The 21,971-nt window shown below is 48.4% G+C and carries 13 protein-coding genes; 5 read left to right on the top strand and 8 right to left on the bottom strand.

The genetic code is table 11. The annotated features are described in order from the left end of the window. Positions 1–119 precede the first annotated feature (119 nt). A complete protein-coding gene (gene cadR / locus E2I14_RS07110) occupies positions 120–551 on the bottom strand; it encodes a Cd(II)/Pb(II)-responsive transcriptional regulator (protein WP_133326837.1) in 432 nt (143 codons plus the stop codon). Positions 552–673: 122 nt separating this feature from the next. Here cadR and E2I14_RS07105 point away from each other — a divergent pair, with 122 nt between their 5' ends. Further along, positions 674–2,950 (top strand): heavy metal translocating P-type ATPase, encoded by a 2,277-nt coding sequence (locus E2I14_RS07105; protein ID WP_133326835.1) that lies wholly within the window; start codon positions 674–676, stop codon positions 2,948–2,950. 474 nt (positions 2,951–3,424) lie between these two features. On the opposite strand, the gene E2I14_RS07100 is transcribed toward E2I14_RS07105, so the two are convergent. From E2I14_RS07100 to E2I14_RS07080, 5 genes are all read right to left on the bottom strand, one after another. Further along, positions 3,425–3,709, bottom strand: coding sequence for a hypothetical protein (locus E2I14_RS07100; RefSeq protein WP_133326833.1), 285 nt, complete (start codon positions 3,707–3,709; stop codon positions 3,425–3,427). Positions 3,710–3,735: 26 nt separating this feature from the next. Further along, the gene (locus E2I14_RS07095) at positions 3,736–5,262 is read right to left on the bottom strand and encodes a SpoVR family protein (protein WP_133326831.1); all 1,527 of its coding nucleotides are present in this window, start codon (positions 5,260–5,262) and stop codon (positions 3,736–3,738) included. Then, on the bottom strand, positions 5,259–6,533 hold the full coding sequence (locus E2I14_RS07090) for a YeaH/YhbH family protein (protein ID WP_133326829.1): 1,275 nt from the start codon (positions 6,531–6,533) through the stop codon (positions 5,259–5,261). The genes E2I14_RS07095 and E2I14_RS07090 overlap by 4 nt, the downstream gene beginning before the upstream one ends. 122 nt (positions 6,534–6,655) lie before the next feature. Then, positions 6,656–8,578: a PrkA family serine protein kinase gene (locus E2I14_RS07085; RefSeq protein ID WP_133326827.1), complete on the bottom strand. Its 1,923-nt coding sequence runs from the start codon at positions 8,576–8,578 to the stop codon at positions 6,656–6,658. Positions 8,579–8,816: 238 nt separating this feature from the next. Continuing rightward, positions 8,817–9,275 (bottom strand): MerR family transcriptional regulator, encoded by a 459-nt coding sequence (locus E2I14_RS07080; protein WP_133326825.1) that lies wholly within the window; start codon positions 9,273–9,275, stop codon positions 8,817–8,819. Between the two features lie 145 nt (positions 9,276–9,420). On the opposite strand from E2I14_RS07080, the gene E2I14_RS07075 reads away from it, so the two are divergent. From E2I14_RS07075 to E2I14_RS07060, 4 genes are all read left to right on the top strand, one after another. Beyond that, positions 9,421–10,317 carry a GGDEF domain-containing protein gene (locus tag E2I14_RS07075; RefSeq protein WP_133326823.1) on the top strand — a complete coding sequence of 299 codons (897 nt, stop codon included), beginning with the start codon at positions 9,421–9,423 and terminating at the stop codon, positions 10,315–10,317. Positions 10,318–10,416: 99 nt separating this feature from the next. Beyond that, positions 10,417–12,963, top strand: a complete 2,547-nt coding sequence (locus E2I14_RS07070; protein ID WP_133326821.1) for a heavy metal translocating P-type ATPase — start codon at positions 10,417–10,419, stop codon at positions 12,961–12,963. A 212-nt stretch (positions 12,964–13,175) separates the two neighbouring features. Next, the gene (locus E2I14_RS07065) at positions 13,176–15,164 is read left to right on the top strand and encodes a S9 family peptidase (protein WP_133326819.1); all 1,989 of its coding nucleotides are present in this window, start codon (positions 13,176–13,178) and stop codon (positions 15,162–15,164) included. A 274-nt stretch (positions 15,165–15,438) separates the two neighbouring features. Continuing rightward, positions 15,439–16,110 (top strand): hypothetical protein, encoded by a 672-nt coding sequence (locus tag E2I14_RS07060; RefSeq protein WP_133326817.1) that lies wholly within the window; start codon positions 15,439–15,441, stop codon positions 16,108–16,110. 99 nt (positions 16,111–16,209) lie between these two features. Here the strand turns inward: E2I14_RS07060 and E2I14_RS07055 are convergent, their stop codons facing one another. Both E2I14_RS07055 and E2I14_RS07050 read right to left on the bottom strand, forming a co-directional pair. After that, positions 16,210–17,214: a succinylglutamate desuccinylase gene (locus tag E2I14_RS07055; protein ID WP_227544626.1), complete on the bottom strand. Its 1,005-nt coding sequence runs from the start codon at positions 17,212–17,214 to the stop codon at positions 16,210–16,212. Continuing rightward, complete coding sequence (locus E2I14_RS07050) at positions 17,211–21,953, bottom strand: NAD-glutamate dehydrogenase domain-containing protein (protein ID WP_133326815.1); 4,743 nt, start codon at positions 21,951–21,953, stop codon at positions 17,211–17,213. The genes E2I14_RS07055 and E2I14_RS07050 overlap by 4 nt, the downstream gene beginning before the upstream one ends. Positions 21,954–21,971 lie beyond the last annotated feature (18 nt).

Here is a 21,971-nt window from a genome sequence, read left to right as displayed (position 1 = left end):
CACAACCCAAGGATTTCTGAAGCCACTAAAGCGGAAATTACTTTAAATCTAAAACAATTTTCAGTAAAGCAGAATTTTGTGAACAAACGTTTCAACATGCGTGGCGACTAACTATCCAACTAAGCCGGCTTCGTGTGGCATGCACAGGCTTCACCGTGGGCAGCGGCCACCAACTCATGCAAAATCCCGCATTCCAAGCCAGAATGTTCGGCATCGCAGCGCGAGCGCAACGTCGTTAATTGGTTCTCCAGCGCCTGCATACTGGCCAAGCGCGCCCTCACCTTGGCGATTTGCTGATCAATTAAGCTATTGATATCGCCGCAATCTGAACTAGGCTGCATCATGAAGAAGACGAGGCGTGTAATGTCAGCCAAAGGGATATCCAAAGCACGGCAATGGCGGATAAACGACAGGCGCTCTAAGTGCGCCTGACTGTAGCTGCGGTAGCCATTGGCTAGCCGAGTTGGTTCGGCCAATAAGCCGGTTTTCTCGTAATAGCGGATAGTTTCCACATCCACGCCCGTTGCCTGACCCAATTCACCGATACGCATGATTTCTCCCGATGACTAAAAAACGAATGCGCCATTATAAAACACTTGACCCTGTAGCGACTTCAGGCTTTATCTTAACGATAAGCATTAAAAGTTCAATTTACCCAACAAGGTGAAATCGCATGGCAAATTACCTCCAACTCAAACCAAAAAAACAGCATTCGCACGGCCACAGCCACGCCAATGGAGGTGGTTGCTCACACGATCATGGAGAGCACACGAATCATAGCCACACGCACGCGCACGATGAGCACGATGCGGTTCCGGCAGTTGGCGACAAATCAGCCGTGCCGTCTAATGCGTCGGTTTTAAAGTTGACCTTAACCGCTATGGATTGCCCAACCGAAGCTAACTTAATCCGCCAAGCGTTTGCGCAAAACGAACAGATTCATTTGCTCGAATTTGATTTAATTAATCGCGTCTTGACCGTCACGCACACCTTAGACGATGAACAAGATATCCATCGCAAATTGATTGATATTGATTTACTCGACGATCCAAGCAAATCGACATCCCATTCACCGCAAATCGAATGGGCAATGTTTGCAGCATCCGGAGTTTTAGCGCTGAGTTCGGAGTTACTCGATTGGTCTGGCGCGAATACCTATGTCGTGGCTATTACTGCGCTGCTTGCGGTGGCCTTGGCCGGAACATCGACACTTAAAAAAGGCTGGACCGCGTTACGTCACTTTAATTTGAACATCAATCTATTAATGAGCGTCGCGGTCATTGGCGCGCTATTGATTGGGCAATTCCCCGAGGCGGCGGTGGTTATTTTCTTATTCACCTTGGCGGAAAAAATTGAAGCAGCGAGTTTAGACCGAGCACGCAACGCGATCTCGGCATTGCAAGCACATGCGCCGGAGTCGGCCTTAGTGCGCCAAGAAAACGGTACTTGGCAACTGTCACCGAGCAATCAAATCAACGTCGGCCAAATCGTGCGCGCTCGTCCAGGTGAGCGCATTGCCTTAGATGGCATCGTTAGCAGCGGCACTTCCAGCGTGAACCAAGCACCGATTACCGGAGAAAGTATGCCGGTTTTCAAAAATAAGGGGGATGCTGTTTTTGCGGGAAGCTTAAACGAAGACGGTAGCTTGGAATACCAAGTCACCGCAGCCGCTGGCAGCACGACTTTAGATCGTATCGCAACCGCGATTCAGCAAGCGCAGCAGCAGCGCGCCCCGACTGAGCGCATGATTGATCGGTTCGCCAAAATTTATACACCCTGCGTTTTTATGGCGGCGTTATTGATGGCGACAGTTCCACCCTTGTTGTTCGCCGCAAGCTGGCACGATAGCATCTACAAAGCCTTAGTTTTACTGGTAATTGCTTGTCCCTGTGCTTTAGTGATCTCAACGCCAGTTACCGTTGTTAGCGCACTCACCAGCGCTGCGCGCCGTGGGATTTTGGTCAAAGGCGGACAATATTTGGAACAAGCGCGTCATTTAAAAACCATCGCATTTGATAAAACCGGCACGCTCACGATTGGCAAGCCGGTGTTAAACAACATCATTCCGCTAGCTAATTTAGATCAAGCAATGTGTTTGCAATTAGCGGCCAGCCTCAACAGCTTATCGCAACATCCGATCGCCAATGCCATCGTTGAAGCGCATAAAAAACAAGCGCGCCGAGTTGACTATGTCAGCAACTTTAAGTCTTTAACAGGTCGCGGCGTGATGGGCGATATTTTGAATGAAACCCATCCAATCAGCTATGTACTGGGTAACGTGCTGTTAATGGCAGAAACCAAAGTCAAGCTAACTACTGCGCAAATAAGCCAAATTGAGCAGTTGGAAAGCAAGGGCAATACCGTGGTGATTTTGGCGCATGCCCAACATCAAATCGCCTTAGCACTGTTTTCCGTGGCTGACCAAGTGCGTGAGAATAGCCAAGCGACAATCTCCCAACTACGCAGCATGGGAATCAATACCGCCATGCTCACTGGCGACAATGGACGCACTGCCGAAACCGTTGGACAAGAAGTGGGTATTACTAAAATTTATTCATGCCTACTTCCTGAAGACAAACAAAAGCACATCGCTGAATTGCAGGAGTTGGGTCCAGTTGCGATGCTCGGTGACGGGGTCAACGACGCACCCGCATTGGCGCGCGCCGATATTGGCATGACTTTGGGCGCGGCGGCCAGTGCGACCGCTTTAGAGACCGCCGATGTGGCATTTATGCAAGACGATTTAAGTAAAATCGCCGAGCTGATTACGTTGTCCAACCGCTGCTCCAAGGTGCTAATTCAAAATATCAGCATCGCTTTGGGTATCAAAATTTGCTTCTTTGCGCTGACGCTACTGGGCTACTCGAACTTGTGGATGGCGGTGTTCGCCGATATGGGGGCGAGTTTGATTGTGATTTTTAACGGACTTCGCCTTTTAAAGCAGGACTAAATACTGAGAATTGTCGAGCTGCGCCTCTCGCATTGGAATCGATGCAGGCTTTTCGGAGCAAGACAACGACGCACTTGCGCAGGTCAGCCAAGCTGCATTTATCTCTATCGGTCGAGACGCACTTCAAGCGCGCGTAGATATAGTCGCTTTTTTGGATTAGCGGCTGAATTAAAGCTGCAAAGCAATTCGATTTGGTCTGATGTTCAGTGTGGAATTAGTTGATCAAAGATCATCCCCATACACCACCAAAATAAAATCAACTGCTGCTTGGAGTCGTTGTTTGATTAATTCCATCGACATAGCCAGACCTCCAATAACGATTCAATTTCAGGAAAAGATACTTTTCACTGTTTGTTTTAGCAGATCAAATCGAGTACTACAAATAAAATTCGGCCATAAAAAAACGGATTCAGCACGCAAGCAGAATCCGTTGTTGCGGGAGACAAGCGCCCTTTCGGACGCGTAGCAAAAGGATTAATCCAAAATCAACTGGTGCACCACATTAGTCGATTCGTCACCAATCTGACTGCGCCAAGCGCGGGCAAAAAAGGTTCTTTCTTGGTCGCTCGGCTGAACCGACCAAGAGACATACAGCGTGCCTTTGCTGTCATGCAAATTGGCGATTTTGGTGATGCAGGTTTTATTGTTCGACAGATCGGCTTGCCCTATGACGTAGCCGTACACACGATTCAAGCGTTCTAAGCGATCTGGTTCGGTGTCGCTGTGAATTGCGCTAATGGTGGGGTGATCTAAATACATGTTCAGTTCCTTAGAATAATGAACTACTAGCTGCGCGTCGCCCTGCATTCATGGCGTTGTTTAACTTTTCCAGCTTCATCTATCGTGTCCAAATACACATCAAAACCCCAAAGCCTGGCGACATGCTTTAACACCTCGTCGGTTTGCTGATTCAAGGGACGACGTTGGTATTGCAAATGTCGCAATGTCAACGAACGGTTGCCCTGCATATCGACCGACCAGACTTGGATATTCGGCTCGCGATTACCCAAATTGTATTGCCCCGCCAAGCGCTCGCGGATGTAGCGATAACCGCTATCATCGTGGATTGCCGAGATGGTTAAGGTATCTTTGTTATCGTCGTCCAACACGGTAAAAAAGTGGAAGTCGCGAATCAGTTTAGGTGATAAATACTGCAAGATAAAGCTTTCATCTTTAAAATTTCGCATGGCGAAGTCCAAAGTCTTTTGCCAATCGCTACCGGCGATGTCAGGAAACCAACGTTTATCCTCTTCCGTTGGGTTCTCACAAATACGGCGGATGTCGGTCATCATGGCAAAACCCAGCGCATAGGGATTAATGCCATTGAAATACGGGCTAGTCACTGGCGGTTGGTACACCACGTTGGTATGACTTTGCAGGAATTCCATCATAAAGCCGTCACCTACCACGCCTTCATCATAGAGTTGGTTCAAAATCGTGTAATGCCAAAACGTCGCCCAGCCTTCGTTCATGACTTGAGTTTGGCGCTGCGGGTAAAAGTATTGCGAAATTTTGCGGGTTACGCGCACGATTTCTCGTTGCCAAGGCTGCAACTTAGGCGAGTATTTTTCAATGAAATACAGTAAATTCTCTTGCGGCTCGGACGGAACGCGCGGCGGCGTATCTTCTGCCGTGGACTGCTCTTTACGGGGCAATGTGCGCCATAAGTCATTGACTTGCGATTGTAAATATTCCTCACGCTCACGCTGACGCAAATGCTCTTTGGCTAAGGAAATCCGCGCTGGACGTTTATAGCGATCAACCCCGTAGTTTTGCAGCGCGTGGCAAGAATCAAGAATCGCCTCGACCGCATCAATGCCATGACGTTGTTCGCAGTCGGCGATAAAATTTTTGGCAAACAACATGTAATCAATAATGGCTTCCGCATCGGTCCATGTGCGAAACAGATAATTCCCTTTAAAGAAAGAATTATGACCATACGCGGCATGCGCGATAACCAGCGTTTGCATGGTCAACGTGTTTTCTTCCATCAGATAGGCAATGCAAGGATTGGAGTTGATGACAATCTCATACGCCAAACCCATTTGACCGCGCTTATAGCTTTTTTCGGTGCCTAAAAAGTGCTTCCCAAACGACCAGTGATAATACGAAATCGGCATACCAACAGACGCATAGGCATCCATCATCTGCTCTGCGGTGATTACTTCCAATTGATTGGGATAAGTATCGAGGCCAAAATTCTTCGCCACGCGCCGCACTTGGGCATCAACCTGCTCCAATAGCTCAAAAGTCCATTCGGATTGCTCGGGCAAGCGCGTTACGTTTTGGTCTGTCGTGGACGATGTAGTCATAACTTGGCATTCTGTTTTTTAAACAGATCCCTAAATACCGGATAGATATCGGCGGGATCTTCAATCTTACGCATGGCGAAATGAGAATAATGGCTTGCAATTTGCTCATACTCGCGCCATAAATTTTGCGGCTCGCCGTCAGTAATTTCTACATAGGCGTAATACTGAACTAGCGGCATGATCGAATCAATTAATAGCTGGCGGCAGGTCAACGAATCGTTATCCCAGTTATCACCGTCGGAAGCTTGCGCGACATAAGCATTCCATTCGGAGGTCGGATAGCGTTCCCGCAAAATGGTATTGAGCAAATTAATCGCAGACGAAACCACCGTACCACCGGATTCGCGCGAATTAAAAAATTCTTGTTCATCGACTTCCAATGCGGTGGTGTGATGCCGAATAAAAACCAACTCGATTTTTTCGTAAGAGCGGGTTAAAAATAAATACAACAAAATAAAAAAGCGCTTGGCCGTATCTTTTCTTGATTCATCCATCGAACCGGATACATCCAACAAACAAAACATCACCGCTTGGCTAGAAGGTTTAGGCACTTTAATGCGATTGCTGTAGCGCAGATCAAAGGTGTCCAAATACGGAATCGCCAATAAGCGTGTGCGTAGGTGATTGATTTCATGGCGCAATTCGAGGGTGCGAACATCGTCGCTATCAACGCCTTGATTTATTAAATCCTGCATCTCTTGCTCTGCGGCTTTTAAGCGGCGACTCGACTTCCCACCAACCGCTATTCGCCGCCCCATTGCACCACGCAATGAACGCAACACATGCAGGCTCGATGAATTGCCCGACATTTTGTAGCCAGCGCGTTGTTGCCGAAAATCGGTCGTTGCGGTCAATTGCGTTTTGACCATATTGGGCAACTCTAAATCTTCGAAGAAGTAATTCATGAACTCTTCGCGACTGACTTCAAATACAAATTCGTCTTCGCTAGTTTCTTCGCTATTGCCCGCCTCCCCTTTACCGCCAACGCCGCCGCTTTTTGGGCGTTTGAATTGATCGCCTTTGAGATATTCTTTATTGCCGGGTCGAACGGTTTCCCAAACGCCGCCATGCGAATGCCCAAAGTTAGGTTCATTAACATCTTTGACGGGAATGGAAATACGTTCACCGCCCTCAACGTTGGTAATCGAGCGCCCTTTGATCGCGCGTGAAACGGCGTCTTTAATTTGATCTTTATAGCGCCGCAAAAACCGCTCGCGATTGACGGCCGATTTATTTTTCCCTTGTATGCGTCGATCAATTAAGTGAACCAAGATAGCCCCCTTTTTTTGCATGGTTAGGATTTACGCAAGCCCACAAATTAGTACTAAATTGCGACGATCAATGCATTGCCGAATGCGCAGGCGATTTAATCAAACTTGCGTAGATGCCAGAATTAAGAGGTTTTTCTTACGCGCAAATACCACTCACATAACAACCTGACTTGTTTCGCGGTATATCCTTTTGCCACCATCCGATCTACAAACTCTTGATGTTTGTTGGCATCGTCAACGCTAGCTTTGGCGTTAAACGAAATCACCGGCAACAGTTCTTCGGTATTGGAGAACATTTTTTTCTCGATGACAGTGCGCAGCTTTTCGTAACTATTCCACGCTGGATTTTTACCGCCATTTTGGGCACGAGCACGGAGAACAAAATTGACGATTTCATTGCGGAAGTCTTTGGGATTAGAAATACCCGCTGGCTTCTCGATTTTTTCCAAATCGTTATTTAAGGCTTCGCGGTCAAAACTCTCGCCGGTATCCGGATCGCGGAATTCTTGATCTTGAATCCAGAAGTCGGCAAACGACACATAGCGATCGAAAATATTTTGTCCGTATTCAGAATAGCTTTCTAGATAGGCTGTTTGAATTTCTTTCCCGATGAATTCGATATAGCGCTGGGCTAAATATTCTTTAATGTAGGACAGGTATTTTTGCTCAAGCTCGGGCGCGAATTGTTCACGCTCGATTTGCTGTTCTAGCACGTACAGCAAATGGACTGGATTGGCGGCTACTTCGGTCGTATCAAAGTTAAACACTTTGGAAATAATTTTAAATGCGAAGCGGGTTGATAAGCCGTTCATCCCTTCATCCACACCGGCGTAATCGCTGTACTCTTGTTTGGACTTAGCTTTAGGATCGGTGTCTTTGAGATTCTCACCATCGTAGACCAACATTTTGCTAAAGATGCTGGAATTTTCTGGCTCTTTTAGGCGCGACAACACCGAAAACTGGGCCATCATTTTTAAGGTGCCGGGCGCGCAGGGTGCTTGCATTAATGAGGACGTGCGAACTAATTTTTCGTAGATACGAATCTCATCCGAAACGCGCAGGCAATAAGGGACTTTGACGATATAAATACGATCTAAAAACGCTTCGTTATTTTTATTATTTTTAAACGATTTCCATTCCGATTCGTTCGAGTGCGCCAAAATCACGCCTTCAAACGGAATCGCGCCAAACCCCTCGGTTCCTTTGAAGTTACCTTCTTGTGTGGCTGTGAGCAGTGGATGCAGCACCTTGATCGGCGCTTTGAACATTTCAACAAATTCCATCAAGCCCTGGTTAGCCAAGCACAAACCGCCGGAGTAGCTGTAGGCATCTGGATCGTCCTGCGCATAATCTTCTAACTTGCGAATATCGACTTTACCGACCAAGGATGAAATATCTTGATTGTTTTCATCGCCGGGTTCGGTTTTGGAAATGGCGATTTGTTTTAAGACCGATGGATAACGTTTCACCACGCGGAATTGATTGATGTCCCCATTAAATTCGTGCAAACGTTTCACCGCCCAAGGGCTAGGAATCGTACGCAAATAACGCCGCGGAATACCGAAATCTTCTTCCAGAATCACACCGTCTTCTTCTTCGTTAAACAAGCCCAGCGGGGATTCATTAACGGGAGAACCTTTGATGGCGTAAAAAGGAATACGCTCGGTCAGGTATTTGAGCTTCTCAGCAATGGACGATTTACCACCACCGACCGGGCCGAGTAAGTAAAGAATTTGTTTTCGTTCTTCCAAGCCTTGAGCGGCGTGACGGAAGTAGGAGACAACTTGCTCGACCACTTCTTCCATGCCGTAGAACTCGCGGAAGGCAGGATAAATTTTGATGATTTTATTGGCGAAAATGCGCGATTTTCGGGGATCGTGGCGGGTATCAACTAACTCTGGCTCACCGATTGCCGCCAATAATCGTTCGGCGGCGGAGGCGTAGGCTAATCGGTCACGTTTGCAAATTTCCAGGTACTCTTGCAAAGAATATTCTTCTTCGCGGGTCCGTTCATAACGAGCTGCATAGTTATCGAAGATCTTCATGATTGCGTCCTTTAATAGCACAAACATTACAACAATAATCTAAATTGACCCAATTGGTGTTTTGGCGCTTTTCGTTATTTTTGTACGTCTATTTTTTCCAGGAGGCAATTTAATGATATACGCATTAGTTAATTTGTTATAGGTTAACTTGATCAAATTCCCAAATTCTAAGCACAGAATAGAATCTGTTTTACATAGTTGTTTTCGTCATATCAAATTAAGTAAAAGTAGTACTGGCTTATCGCTTGGTAACTGCACCTAGCCTAGTGCATTGATTAGATTCAAATTGATTCGATTCGCATTGAGTGACTAACTGCTTTAAAGCAAGTTCAATGTTTTTTAACTCGTCTATCTTCGCACATACTTGCGCTAGGCGCTCTTGTGCGATCAAGCACACAGACGGATTAATTAGGCCAGCATATTCTGCACTTAGATCGATTAAATTATCCACACTGAATTGCTGTCGTTTGGAATACAGCATCAGTATGCTGGCCACTTCATCAAGACTAAAGCCTAGGCTCTTGGCCTTTTTAATGAATGCTAGTTGCTCGATAAATTCGATCGGATAATCTCGAATCGCCCCAAAATCTTTCGCAGGAATTGCCAATAAATGACGCCGTTGGTAATAGCGAATTGTTTCAACGCTGACGCCGGAAATTTTAGCAATTTGACCGATTGTGTACGTTTTTTTGGACATGATTTCAAACTATTTAAAGTTAAAAATAATTAAATCGAATTTAGTGCTTGTTTGCGCCTGACCAGAGGATTAGTATGCTTAATCCACATGTCTAATTGCTATTAATTTAGACATTTATGTCAGCGGCCTTGCAACAGATTTAAAAATGAAAAAAACATTTTGTACTGTACTGAAACACTTAGCTTCACCAGGTTCTGTTTCTGAAAAATTCGCGATTATTAGCAGTTATCTTGTCATACTGATGCTGTTTCCCTTGGATGTAATTACTGGACCGCAAGTATCGCTGCATGTGCTGTATGTTTTTCCCTTGACTCTGATTGCGCTGCATTGTTCCAAAAATAATATCGTGCTTGGCGCCACCTTGTTGGCGGTGGCGGTGCAATTGATCACGCTGACTCGTTACATTGAGCTTAATCAATACACCCGCATCTATCTTTTCTTAATGATTGTGCTGTCGAACGCGACGGTTGTGTTAGTTGCTCGCTTCGCGCGCAATAACACTCTGGAAGCGTCAAGGCTGGCAACAATTGATCCGTTGACTAAATTATTTAATCGTCGTGTGTTGGAGATTGCTTTAGAGAATGAGGTAGTGCGGCAGCGGCGCTATGGCGGTTACTTTTCTATCGCCTTAATTGATTTAGACGGCTTTAAGAAATTAAATGACAGCATGGGCCATCATGTCGGGGATAAGGCGTTGATGTTACTGGCCGAAGTGCTCAAAGAATTGACGCGCGAATCGGATACGATTTCCCGCATTGGTGGCGATGAATTTGTCGTATTAATGCCCAATACGCTTGAATCCGATTGTGAAATACTGTGCCAATTATTTTGTAAAAAAATTGGTACTTCCATGGAAGAAGCGATGTATGGCATTACCGCCTCAATTGGTTATACAACAATTGAAACTCCGCCCTCCAAAGTCAAAGATGTACTGACCATTGCCGACAAAGCCATGTACCGCGCAAAAACCAATGGCAAAGGTCAAGTAGCACGCGGGGATGCGGCAGCGTTGCTAGCGGAATCGGAAATACTAACAGGTTGAGCGTACTTCAAAAAAGAATACCAAGTTTGAGACTTCTTCAATCAAGAATAGAATAATGAAGTTAACCTCATCAACGCTGTATCTGACCAAAATCTAATCATGACCGATTCTAACGACAGTTGTTGCTCCGCCCATGCACCTGCGTCACCCAAACCACTAGCAAAATCGATTATTGATCCAGTCTGTGGAATGCAAGTCGATAAAAGCACCGCACATCAACTACGCTACCAAGGCATTCTGTATTATTTCTGCTCGCCATCCTGCCAAGAAAAATTTAATCTTCAGCCCAACAATTACATCAAAACCCGCGCCATTGCGATTAAATCTGGCTCTTCTGAAACTCCTGCAATTGAGCTCAATTCAAGCTCTGATACGGCAAAGCTAATCGACCCCGTTTGCGGCATGACGGTGTCCGACACGTCGCGGCATCAGGTCATTCATGCTGAAAAAACCTACTATTTTTGCTGCGCCGGCTGTGCGAAAAAATTCACTGCCGATCCAGACATCTATCTCAACCCTAAACCAGCAGAACCACCCACCGTAGCGCAAAAGAACCAATTATATAGCTGCCCAATGCATCCGGAAATCGAGCAAATGGGACCCGGCACTTGCCCTATTTGCGGTATGGCGCTTGATCCGATGGAAGCTACAACAGAAATTGACACGACCGAGTTAGACGACTTTACGCATCGATTTAAATGGAGTTTGGTGTTCACGTTGCCGTTGTTGATTTTGACCATGGGTGACATGGTGAGCAGCATGTTTTTTTCATCGCGGCTGGGCCATAGCGCCTTCGATTGGCTGCAACTGGCTCTGGCTAGTCCAGTGGTCATTTGGATTGCCCAACCGTTTTTTGAACGCGCGATTCAGTCTTTCAAGACCGGGCATCTCAACATGTTTAGCTTAATCGGATTGGGCGTTGCAACGGCCTACGCCTACAGCGTTCTGGTCTTATTGTTTCCTCAGATATTACCGACACAATTCCAAACTGGGATGTTGCCACTGTATTTTGAAGCGGCAGCGGTCATTATTACGTTGGTGTTGTTGGGGCAAATTTTAGAGCTAAAAGGCCGAGCCAAAACCCAGGGCGCGATTCAAGCTCTGTTGGCACTGACGCCCACTACCGCATTCAAAGTAAATGCCGATGGTAGCGAACAGGAAATTGAATTAAATCTGGTCAAACTCAACGATTTGTTGCGCATTAAGCCGGGCGCGCAGATTCCGGTAGATGGTGTCGTCACTAGCGGTCAGTCATGGATTAACGAGGCGATGTTGACTGGCGAAGCGATGCCGCAGGAAAAGCTCGTCGGTAGCCTCGTCAAAGCTGGAACGATCAATCAAACCGGCAGCTTGATTATGCAAGCCCAAAAAATTGGTCGCGATACATTACTGGCTAACATTATTGATTTGGTCAATCAGGCCAGTCGCAGCCGCGCTGATATCCAACAACTCGCCGATAAAGTGGCGGGTTGGTTTGTTCCCTTTGTAATGCTGTGCGCGGTGTCGAGCGCGATTATTTGGGCGCTGGTTGGCGCAAGTATGCCATTCGCATTCATGTGCGCGATTTCGGTATTGTTGATTGCCTGTCCGTGTGCGCTGGGTTTAGCCACACCAATTTCGATTACCGTTGCGGTTGGCCGTGCTGCCGCTGCTGGCGTCTTGGTAAAAAATGCCAATAGCTTGGAGCAAATGGCGAAAGTCACAACCTTAGTGATTGATAAAACTGGGACACTGACCGAAGGTAAGCCGCGTGTACAACAAGTCCAAGTAATTGGCGAGTTTTCACGCGAACAGGTATTAAGTTTTGCTGCTGCGCTCGAAAAACCGAGCGAGCATCCCTTAGCGCATGCGATCAATCAGGCCGCCATCGAAGCTAAGCTAACGCTGCCGACGGTTAGTGATTTTCAATCGATGACAGGTTTAGGCATTAGCGCCGTGGCGCAAGGACATACGCTGCTAATCGGTGCTAAAAAGCTATTGGAGCAGCATCATTGCTCAGGCCTTTCCACAGCAACCCTGCCGCAACACGCCAACGACAGCGCGATTTATTTAGCCGTTGACGGCAACTTAGCCGCCATCTTTTATGTGGCCGACGCGTTAAAATTGAACACAATCTCGGTGCTAAAACAGCTAAGGCAAGCTGGCCTAGAAATTATCTTACTCACCGGCGACACTGCACAAAGTGCTACGAATATCGCCCGTCAATGCGAGATCACTCAGGTGTATGCCAACCTGCTTCCGGCCGATAAACATCAACATGTACAACACTTGCAGCAACAGGGGAGCATCGTCGCGATGGCCGGCGATGGTATTAACGATGCACCCGCGCTAACTCAAGCTGATGTCGGCATTGCAATGGGAAATGGCAGCGATATTGCGCTGCAAAGCGCGGATATTGTTTTGCTCAAAGGCGATTTGGAGGGAATTTTAAAAGCGCGCAAACTGAGCTTGATCACGATGAAAAATATTCGCCAGAATTTATTCTTTGCGTTTATCTACAATTTCGCCGGCATTCCAGTTGCCGCTGGGCTGTTTTTCCCTGTGTTTGGCCTATTGCTCAATCCCATGATTGCTGCAGCGGCAATGAGTTTGAGTTCGGTGACGGTAATCACCAACGCCTTGCGCCTGCGGCGAATCAAGCTTTAATCGACCTCCTAAAAGTCCGTTAGTCCTGAGCGGCTGGCAATCAAATGTTAAATAGTGTTGCCAATAAGTATTAGCTAAGTTAGCATTGCTCTACAGAATCGCGTTGAAGAATTTGTTGCGGGCAGCATTAGATTGCTGCCCGTTTTTCGTTTCGACTCAGTTAATAAACTCTCAACTCGCCTCCCCTAAACCCTTTTTAAAGCAAGGTTAATATGAGCACAGTCAAATTAAACCGCCCTGCATCGATATTGCGCCCCATCCTTGGCGCGGCAATCGCCCTGTCGGCCCTCTACCTTGGTGCCGCACAAGCTGAAACTAAACCGCAGCATTACTTCATGGGGATGCAACTGTCCCCAGACAAACATCAGCTCGTCACGATTGAAGGCGATACATCCCCGGCAGGTGGAGCGCCGATCATCCGCGATTTACTTATCCGTAGCGTCGATGGCAAAACGACCAATACCGTGAAATTACCTTGTGGCCGCGTTGCTCAGTGCTGGCCAGAGTCACCAGCTTGGACGCCAGACTCGAAAAAAATCAGCTTCGCTTTGCGCTCGCCTGGCAGCCATGCGCGCACCTTGTACCAAGTAGATGCCGACGGTAAAAATCTAAAAAAAATATTGGCATTTAACGGTACGATCAGCGATTTGATTTACAGCCCTTCCGGCAAATTAGCGGTACTAGCCACTGAAAACGCCAACAAAGAATTAGGCGCCGTCGAAGCTGGCGCACCGATTACTGGCGACATCAATGCCGCCCCACCAGAACAACGCATCGCCATCGTCAATAACGATAAATTAGAATGGCAATCGCCTTCGAATTTGTTCGTTTATGAATACGATTGGATTCCCGATGGCAGCGGTTTTGTTGGCACTGCCGCGGAAGGCGACGGTGACAATAATTACTGGGTCGCCAAACTGTATCGCTTCAACGCAACCAAAGCCGATGTATTGTTCGCGCCGACCAATCCACAACAACAATTGGCCTCGCCCACCGTTTCGCGTGATGGCAAAACGGTCGGCTTAATCATCGGCATCATGAGCGATTTCGGCTCAACTGGCGGCGACTTATATACCATCCCAACCCAAGGCGGCAATCTGCTCAACGGGACGCCAAAATTGCCGGCATCGGTCACAGGTTTTGAATGGAATTGCGATGGGAATTTGTTAGCCAATGTATTGGCTGGCGACAAAGCGCAAATCGTCAATTTTGGTGATGGCAGCAAAACCAATGCTGGCAAAGTGATTTGGGAAGGTCAGGAATCAATTCGTTTAAATCACACGATTCATACCGATACCTGCAAATCAAATGTCACCGCCATCTCGCGCCAAACATTTACCACCGCACCTGAAATCGCCTTAGGTGAAATCGGCAAATGGAAAAACTTCACCAACCTCAATGCACACATGACTGCGCCTTATACCGTCACGAGCTTGAATTGGAAGAGCGATGCGTTCAACGTGCAAGGCTGGTTAATTCTGCCAGAGAAAAAATTCCAAACGGCGTCCAAAAACGGCAAGCTTCCGTTGATTACCTTAATCCATGGCGGCCCCGCTGCGGCAGTGCGACCTGGCTTTATTGGTGCGGGAACGTTGCGCTCATTATTGGATAACGGCTACGCCGTGTTCGCGCCGAATCCACGCGGCAGCTACGGTCAAGGTGAAGAATTCACCGCCGCCAACGTGCGCGATTTTGGTTACGGTGATTTGCGCGATATCTTGTCAGGTGTTGATGCCGCAATCGCCAGCGCACCGATTGATCCTGAACGCTTAGGTGTTACTGGACATAGCTACGGTGGCTTTATGACCATGTGGACCGTGACCCAGACTAATCGCTTTAAGGCAGCCGTTGCGGGCGCAGGTATAAGTAACTGGCAATCGTATTACGGTGAAAACGGTATTGATGAATGGATGATTCCTTATTTCGGCGCGTCGGTTTATGACGATCCACAAATCTATGCCAAATCGTCGCCGATCAACTTTATCAAGAACGTAAAAACACCAACCTTGAGCATGGTAGGTGCCGCCGATGTGGAATGCCCTGCGCCACAAACACAGGAATTTGGTCATGCGTTGAAAGCAATGGGCGTGCCTTCATCCACAATTATTTTCCCGGGTGAAGGACATGCTTACCGCAATCCAGCAACCTTGGCGGAAGTGGAAAAACGCACCTTGGATTGGTTTGCGCAATATTTAAAATAAAGCTAGCGATAGGTACATCGTTTTAATCAACGATGTGGCCCTACAAAAAACGCACGGTTCAGTTAGCGCTGACCGTGCGTTTTTTCTTTTTACCGTCTCAATTGCCTCTGCTTACTAATGTTACATACCCGCTTCCATTGTAAGTCCCATTTGGTTTACCTAGACTCGGTAAGTCAGCAGCAATTTGTTCTGTTGCGCGTGTCGATTCAATAACTTCTTCACGGTTGTCGTCAGCCAAGCACCGTTTCCACCACATTTACTTTGAAAGTCGATTATGAAAACTTCACTCGTTGCACTGGCTATCGCCTCACTATTTAGCACGTCACTCGTCCAAGCAGCCGACGTTGGGCTGTCCGCAGACATTGGCACTTTGGGTGCAGGCTTGCATTTAAGTACACCGATTCAACCCGACCTGAATGTGCGCGTTGGTTTTAATGCCTATAACTACACTTATAGTGGTTCTACCTCCGAAGTGAACTACGACTTTACATTGAAGCTGCAAAGCGTAGGCGCATTGTTAGATTGGTATCCAGGTAGTGGTAGTTTTCACATCACGGGCGGCTTCGTCCATAACGGCAACAAAGTCACTTCCGTTGCTAACGCTAATACCAGTGGCACCTACACGATCAACGGCAACACCTACAGTGCGGCGAACGCGGGAACCATCGATGGCAATATCACTTTTAGAAGCGGAGCACCTTATTTGGGTATCGGTTGGGGCAATCCTGTGGGCAAAAATTCGGGATGGGGATTTACTTCGGATTTAGGCGTGCTTGCAGCAGGTTCTCCCGCATCGACACTCACTAGCACAGGCTGCACCGCGCCAGCACAAATTTGCGCTCAATTGAGCTCTGACTTGGCGGTTGAAAATAACAATGTGGAATCAAAAGTGAATCGCTTGAAGACCTATCCTGTCATTCAAATTGGCGCTTATTACCATTTTTAATTGCTTAAAGCGACGAAGCTCGCTTAGGGCTATCCTTCTTAAGAGTGCTTCTTGGGCGTCCATCATGGACGCCCTTTTCATTGGGCACACGCTACAAAACTAAACCCGCACCACCAACAAACCAGCCCGCAGTCCGACCCGCACATTCTGATTGGGAAACAGCACATATTCCGGTTCTGGCCCCACTACATAGCGATGTTCGCCATCGGTGGCGATCACGGTATTGGGCGCAAATTGGGTAAAGTTTTGGGTGCTGCCATCAAAGCTCAGTTGAAACGCTTCGCTGCGTTTAATCATCTCTTGTGCCACTCGGAAAACTAATATTGATGGCGACGTAGCAGTTTCCGCCTTCGCCGCAGTCCGAACTAATCCAGCCCGCAACAAGCTATCCAACGCCGCTTGCGTCCGCACAAACTGGGTTAAATCGTTCTTACCCAATTCCCCTACCCGCCCCAATTCAGCCGTACAACTGACCGCGCCCAAATGTTGGCAAGTATAAGAACTAAACGTGACCGAGACTTGCGGATTTAATACTGCCGCATCAATACCAGCTTGGTCTAACCATGCAATGAAATCAGGATTGTGTGCGCCCGGAACAATGGCAAATGTGGGATAAAACGACGCCCGAATGGCGGTGTGCAAATCCAGATGCCATTTATGTGCATGAGCAGCAAAAAACTGCTGCGAGACTTGCATCAATTGATCGGCCCGCGCCGCTTCGTGGGTGTCATTAAACTGCTGACGCTGCGGAGTGAACAAACGATTTAAATCAACATCAATAAACCGCTTGGCCTGCGCAATCGCACCGATATTGCCGATAGTGATTAACAAATCCACTGCCAAGGCTTGCGGCGTTTGCGCCAATTGATAGAGTAACTGCGCCATCATTTCTATCGGTGCGGTTTCATCACCGTGCACACCAACAGAGATAAATAAGCGCAGCCGCTCTTCACCAATAATGACATCAGTCCTCTTGGCGCAGACTTGCAGCGCACCTTCGATAGGCTGCTGCACCTCGAAGCCAGCTAATTCAAACGACGCTACCAAGGAAGAAAAATCTCCCTTGGCAAAGTCAGTACAGAACTCAGTCTGAGTTTGCATCATGCCGCGATTGCACCGATGGATGCGGCTTCCGATAATGACCAAACTTCCAACAGCGCTGTTTCTAAGCTGGGGAGTTCATGAGCGGCAGTCGATTTAGGCGCAATGCCAGCCTGTTTCAACACATCAGCAATACCCGCATTGATATGGTCGGCGCTTGGTTTGGCATCGGTCAACTTCGATAGCACTTGTTCCAGCAAACGATGTTGTGCGCGGCGCAAAGCATTTAACGCATGGCTGCGTAAAGGCGTTACCGCCGACTGCATTAACACTGGCTCCAATTGCGCGATGCCGGATTGCTGACGCAGTTGCAAACCAATTTGCAAGAAGGTGGACAATTCCAAGCCAACTGGACGCGGAGTTGCCAGCGCAGCGAACAAGAAATCGGCCATGTCAATTAGAGCTTCCACCGTTTGGCAAGCGCGTGGGAAAGGTTTAGTTTCGCTGACCGCTTTACCCAACAAAGCAGCGACCGCGCCGGGGTGGCTAAACAAATTAGTCAACTCAACTAAATTACCAGACGCTTCCAAATTAGGTACCGACAACACGCCTTCGATCAAGGCACGTTGCAATACCCGAGCGCGTGCATCAATCGCTTTGGACACATCGCGCGATTCGGTTAAGGCGTGTTCGTCCAAGATGTCGAACAGCGGCGCTAAATGCAGCGCAGACCACGCTTGCGACCAGGCCAAAATCACGTCGGATTCACCTACGCCATATTTCTTGGCCAACTCCACCAGCATGATTGGGCCGCAGCGGTTGACCGCTTCGTTGGCCAATACTGTGCCCAAAATTGGATTGGCTAATGGATGATCTAAACCGTTGCGGGTGGCGACCAAGGCTTTCGGGAAATACGGGGTCAACATGGTTTTGGCCCAGGCGTGCCCCGTTAATGGCAAGGCCGACAAAATGCCTTTGTAGCGGTTTTTAACGTTGGCAACCACCACCGCTAATTCTGGCGCCGTCAAACCGCGACCAGCTTCTTTGCGGCGGTGTAATTCCACTTCCGATGGCAGTTGCTCCAACTCGCGCGATAACACGCCTTCAGCTTCCAAACTACGCACCAATTCAGCATACGCGTCTTGGAAATGCACTTCATGCTGCGCTTGTTCTTCGCGCACTAATAAGCGTGTTTGCTGGCTGTTATCACGCAAGACCAAAGCTTCGATATCCAAGGTGATTTTGTTCAACATGCCGTTGCGTTCAGCTTCGTTGATCTTGCCGGCGTTGACTTCGCTATCGAGCCAAATTTTTACGTTGACTTCGTGGTCAGAACAATCCACACCAGCCGAGTTATCAATCGCATCGGTGAAGATACGACCGCCGTGCAAGGCGAACTCAATCCGACCTGCTTGGGTTGCGCCCAAGTTACCGCCTTCGGCCACAACCTTGACGCGCATCTCGTTGCCATTGACGCGAATCGCATCGTTGGCGCGATCTTTGACTTGGGCGTGGGTCTCGGTAGAAGCCTTGATGTACGTGCCGATACCACCGTTATAAAACAGATCAACTTGCGCCATCAAAATGATATGCAATAACTGTTCTGGCGTGACCGTTTTCGCATCAGTATGCAAAGCACGTTGCGCTTCAAGCGACAAAATAATGCTGCGTGCGTCGCGTGGATACACGCCGCCACCAGCAGAGATCAACATCTTGTTGTAGTCGTCCCACGACGAGCGCGGCAAGGCAAACATGCGTTGACGTTCTGCGAACGACGCTTTGACATCCGGCGTTGGGTCAATAAAGATATGACGATGGTCGAACGCCGCAATCAATTTAATCTGACGCGATAACAGCAAGCCATTACCAAATACGTCACCCGACATATCGCCCACGCCGACCATGGTAATTGGCGTGGTATTGAGATCATGACCTAGTTCATAGAAATGACGTTTGACCGCTTCCCATGCGCCCTTGGCGGTAATCCCCAATTTTTTATGGTCGTAACCGTTGGAGCCACCTGAAGCAAACGCATCGCCCAACCAAAAGCCGCGTTCAACCGCAATGCCATTGGCGATATCGGAGAAAGTCGCCGTGCCTTTATCCGCCGCCACCACCAAATACGGATCAGCACCGTCGTAGCACACGGTTTCGAGTGGATGATGCACTTGGCCTTGTTGGCGATTGTCGGTTAAATCGAGCAAACCAGCGATAAACAAGCGATAGACCGCTTCGCCTTCACGTGCCACCAATTCCCTTGTGCTGACACCGTTTGCGTCTTTCGGCACCATTTTGCAGACGAAACCACCTTTAGCACCGGCTGGCACGATGACCGCATTTTTGACCATTTGCGCTTTGACCAAACCTAGCACTTCGGTACGGTAATCTTCCATCCGATCTGACCAACGCAAACCGCCGCGTGCCACTGGGCCGCCGCGTAAATGCACGCCTTCAAAACGACGCGAGAACACGAAGATTTCGCGGAACGGACGCGGCTGTGGCAACCACGATAATTGGGTGGTATCGAACTTAAACAGAATCGTGTCGTTGACTTGTTTCTTTTGATAGTAAGAGGTACGAATTGTGGCCAACATCAATTCAGCCAAAGTGCGCAAAATATCTTCCGAATCGGCGTGATTGATTTCGGCTAATTTTTCTTTGATCGCGTGCAACGCATTGGTCCCGACTTCGCGTTGTTCGGCGCTCAGTTCAGGATTAAAGCGCACCAAAAATGCGTCCGATAATTCGCGCACATAGCTGGCTTGTTTTTTAAGGCAATCCGCCATGTAGCGAATACTGAAACGGCAGCCTGCTTGGCGCCAATAGCTGGCATAGGCGCGAATAACTTGCACATCCATTGGACGCATGCTGGCTTCAATAACCAAGGCATTCATGCGACCATCTTCGGCTTCGTTATTTAGCAGCGATTCAAACAATTGCTCGGCCACAGCAGCAACGCCCGGACGCGCCATTTTTTCTGCGCTAGCGTCGTCTAAGGATAAGCACGTCACAAAAATATCCGCAGCGTCGGCAGTCGTTGCCACTTTGTAGGTTTGTTCGCGTTCAATCACCACACCAGCGTTATGCATCGCAGGCAAGATGTTGGATAAGGAAGGCACTTTGCCAACCGACTGCAAGCGGATGCTGATTGGCTGATGCGTTTCAACGCGCACTTTAATGCGCGACGAACCGGCATTCGCCAAGATGCCGGATAAATCGTGAAAGGCGGTCACTGGCGACGTCTCAGCGATGTATTCTGCTGGTAATTCCGCGCACAACTTACGCAACCCAACGCGTACATCGGCGCTATCGGTGGCATCGACCAAATTGTCGAACGTGGTGTGCCAACCTTCTAACACGCCCAATAAGGGCAACTGAATATCGTTTTCTAAATCCAGATTAGGACGCGCCGCTTTGGCGATTAAATACAAACGAGCTAACGGGCCATCGGACAATAAAGTTTCGACCCGCACTTCGGCGGCGGTGACGACTTCTTTTAAGGTCTCGGCTAGCGTATCGGACAAATTGGAGCTGTACAGCTCGCGTGGCATGTACAGCAGCACGTTGAGATGGCGACCATACACGTCGCGGCGGGCAAATACTTTGGCGCGTGGTTGTTTGTACAGCGCCACTACCGCGCTCGATACTTCAGCGAGCCATTCGGGTTGGGCTTCTAACACTTCGACGCGTGGCAAGGATTCTAAAATTTCGACAAACTTCTCTGCGCGGAAGCCTTCAGGACGCACGCCAGCCAAGCGCAACACTTGTGCAATCCGCACACGCGCAAACGGCAAATCGTTTAATGCGGTAGCCGTCGCGGCGCGAGTAAATAAACCGACTAAGCAATGCTCGCCCAGTAAAGTACCCTTGGCATCGACATTACGTACACCAATAAAATCTAATTGTTGATCACGGTACAGGGTCGATTGCACGTCCGCTTTGACGACCGACAAGGTATGTTCGCGTGCTTGCAAGGTTTCAAAATCGCCCGGAATACTACGCAGGCAATCGCCATACACAGGATGACTTTTACTTTTCAGCACACCTAACGCACTATCCACATCGCGTACTAATTCGCGTGCGCCATTTTGCACGGCGTAGTACACATAGCCAAAGGTTTCAAAACCAATGCTGTTAGCCCAACGTAAAAAAGCCGCGGTCTCTGCGCCATCCGCTTTGCTCGCCAAGCCGGCGTGCACGGATTCAACGTTATCAGCGATTTCGACCATCTTGGCCGATAAGGTCGGTGTATCACGGCGCACATCGGCGGCGTCGCCGACCGACATGGTGATGTGATCGATGAGCGAATTCAATTCGCCTTGGTGTAATTGTTCAGACAATAAGCACAACACGATCGATTCCAAGCCAGCGTTGCTGTCCTTGGTTGCTTTGGCAGTTTCAACATGCACGACGTTGCCCGAAGCGTCGCGCTGCACAGCCAACACCGAATTCAGCACCGAGCGCGAAACGACGCGTTTGCTGCGTAAGGCCATGACGATCGAATCAACCAAAAACGGCATATCGGGATTCAAAATCAGCAAGGCAGTAGCATGTCCGCCGCGCCCGTCTTGGTAGGCCAACGTAGTAATTTGGCATCCTTGCGCGGGAGTCCAAGTCGATGCGTGGGTAAAGCCTTCCCACAAAACGGAAGCTAAGCTGGCAGGCAATATGCCGGCTAAGTCGTCTTCTTCCAATGAAGAAAGCCATGTTTCCAGCAAGGCACTGACCGAAGGATTGCTTGGTGGGTTATGCGATTGCACCAATGTCAATGTTTGCTTACGTAATTCCTGTGCTTGTCTCATTACATCCTCTATTTATAA

Origin of the sequence: Sapientia aquatica, assembly GCF_004358105.1 — a bacterium.
Classification (GTDB): Bacteria; Pseudomonadota; Gammaproteobacteria; order Burkholderiales; family Burkholderiaceae_D; genus Solimicrobium; species Solimicrobium aquaticum.
The sequence above is the reverse complement of the archived record's forward strand: the minus strand, read 5'-3'. Positions and strand labels throughout refer to the sequence as shown.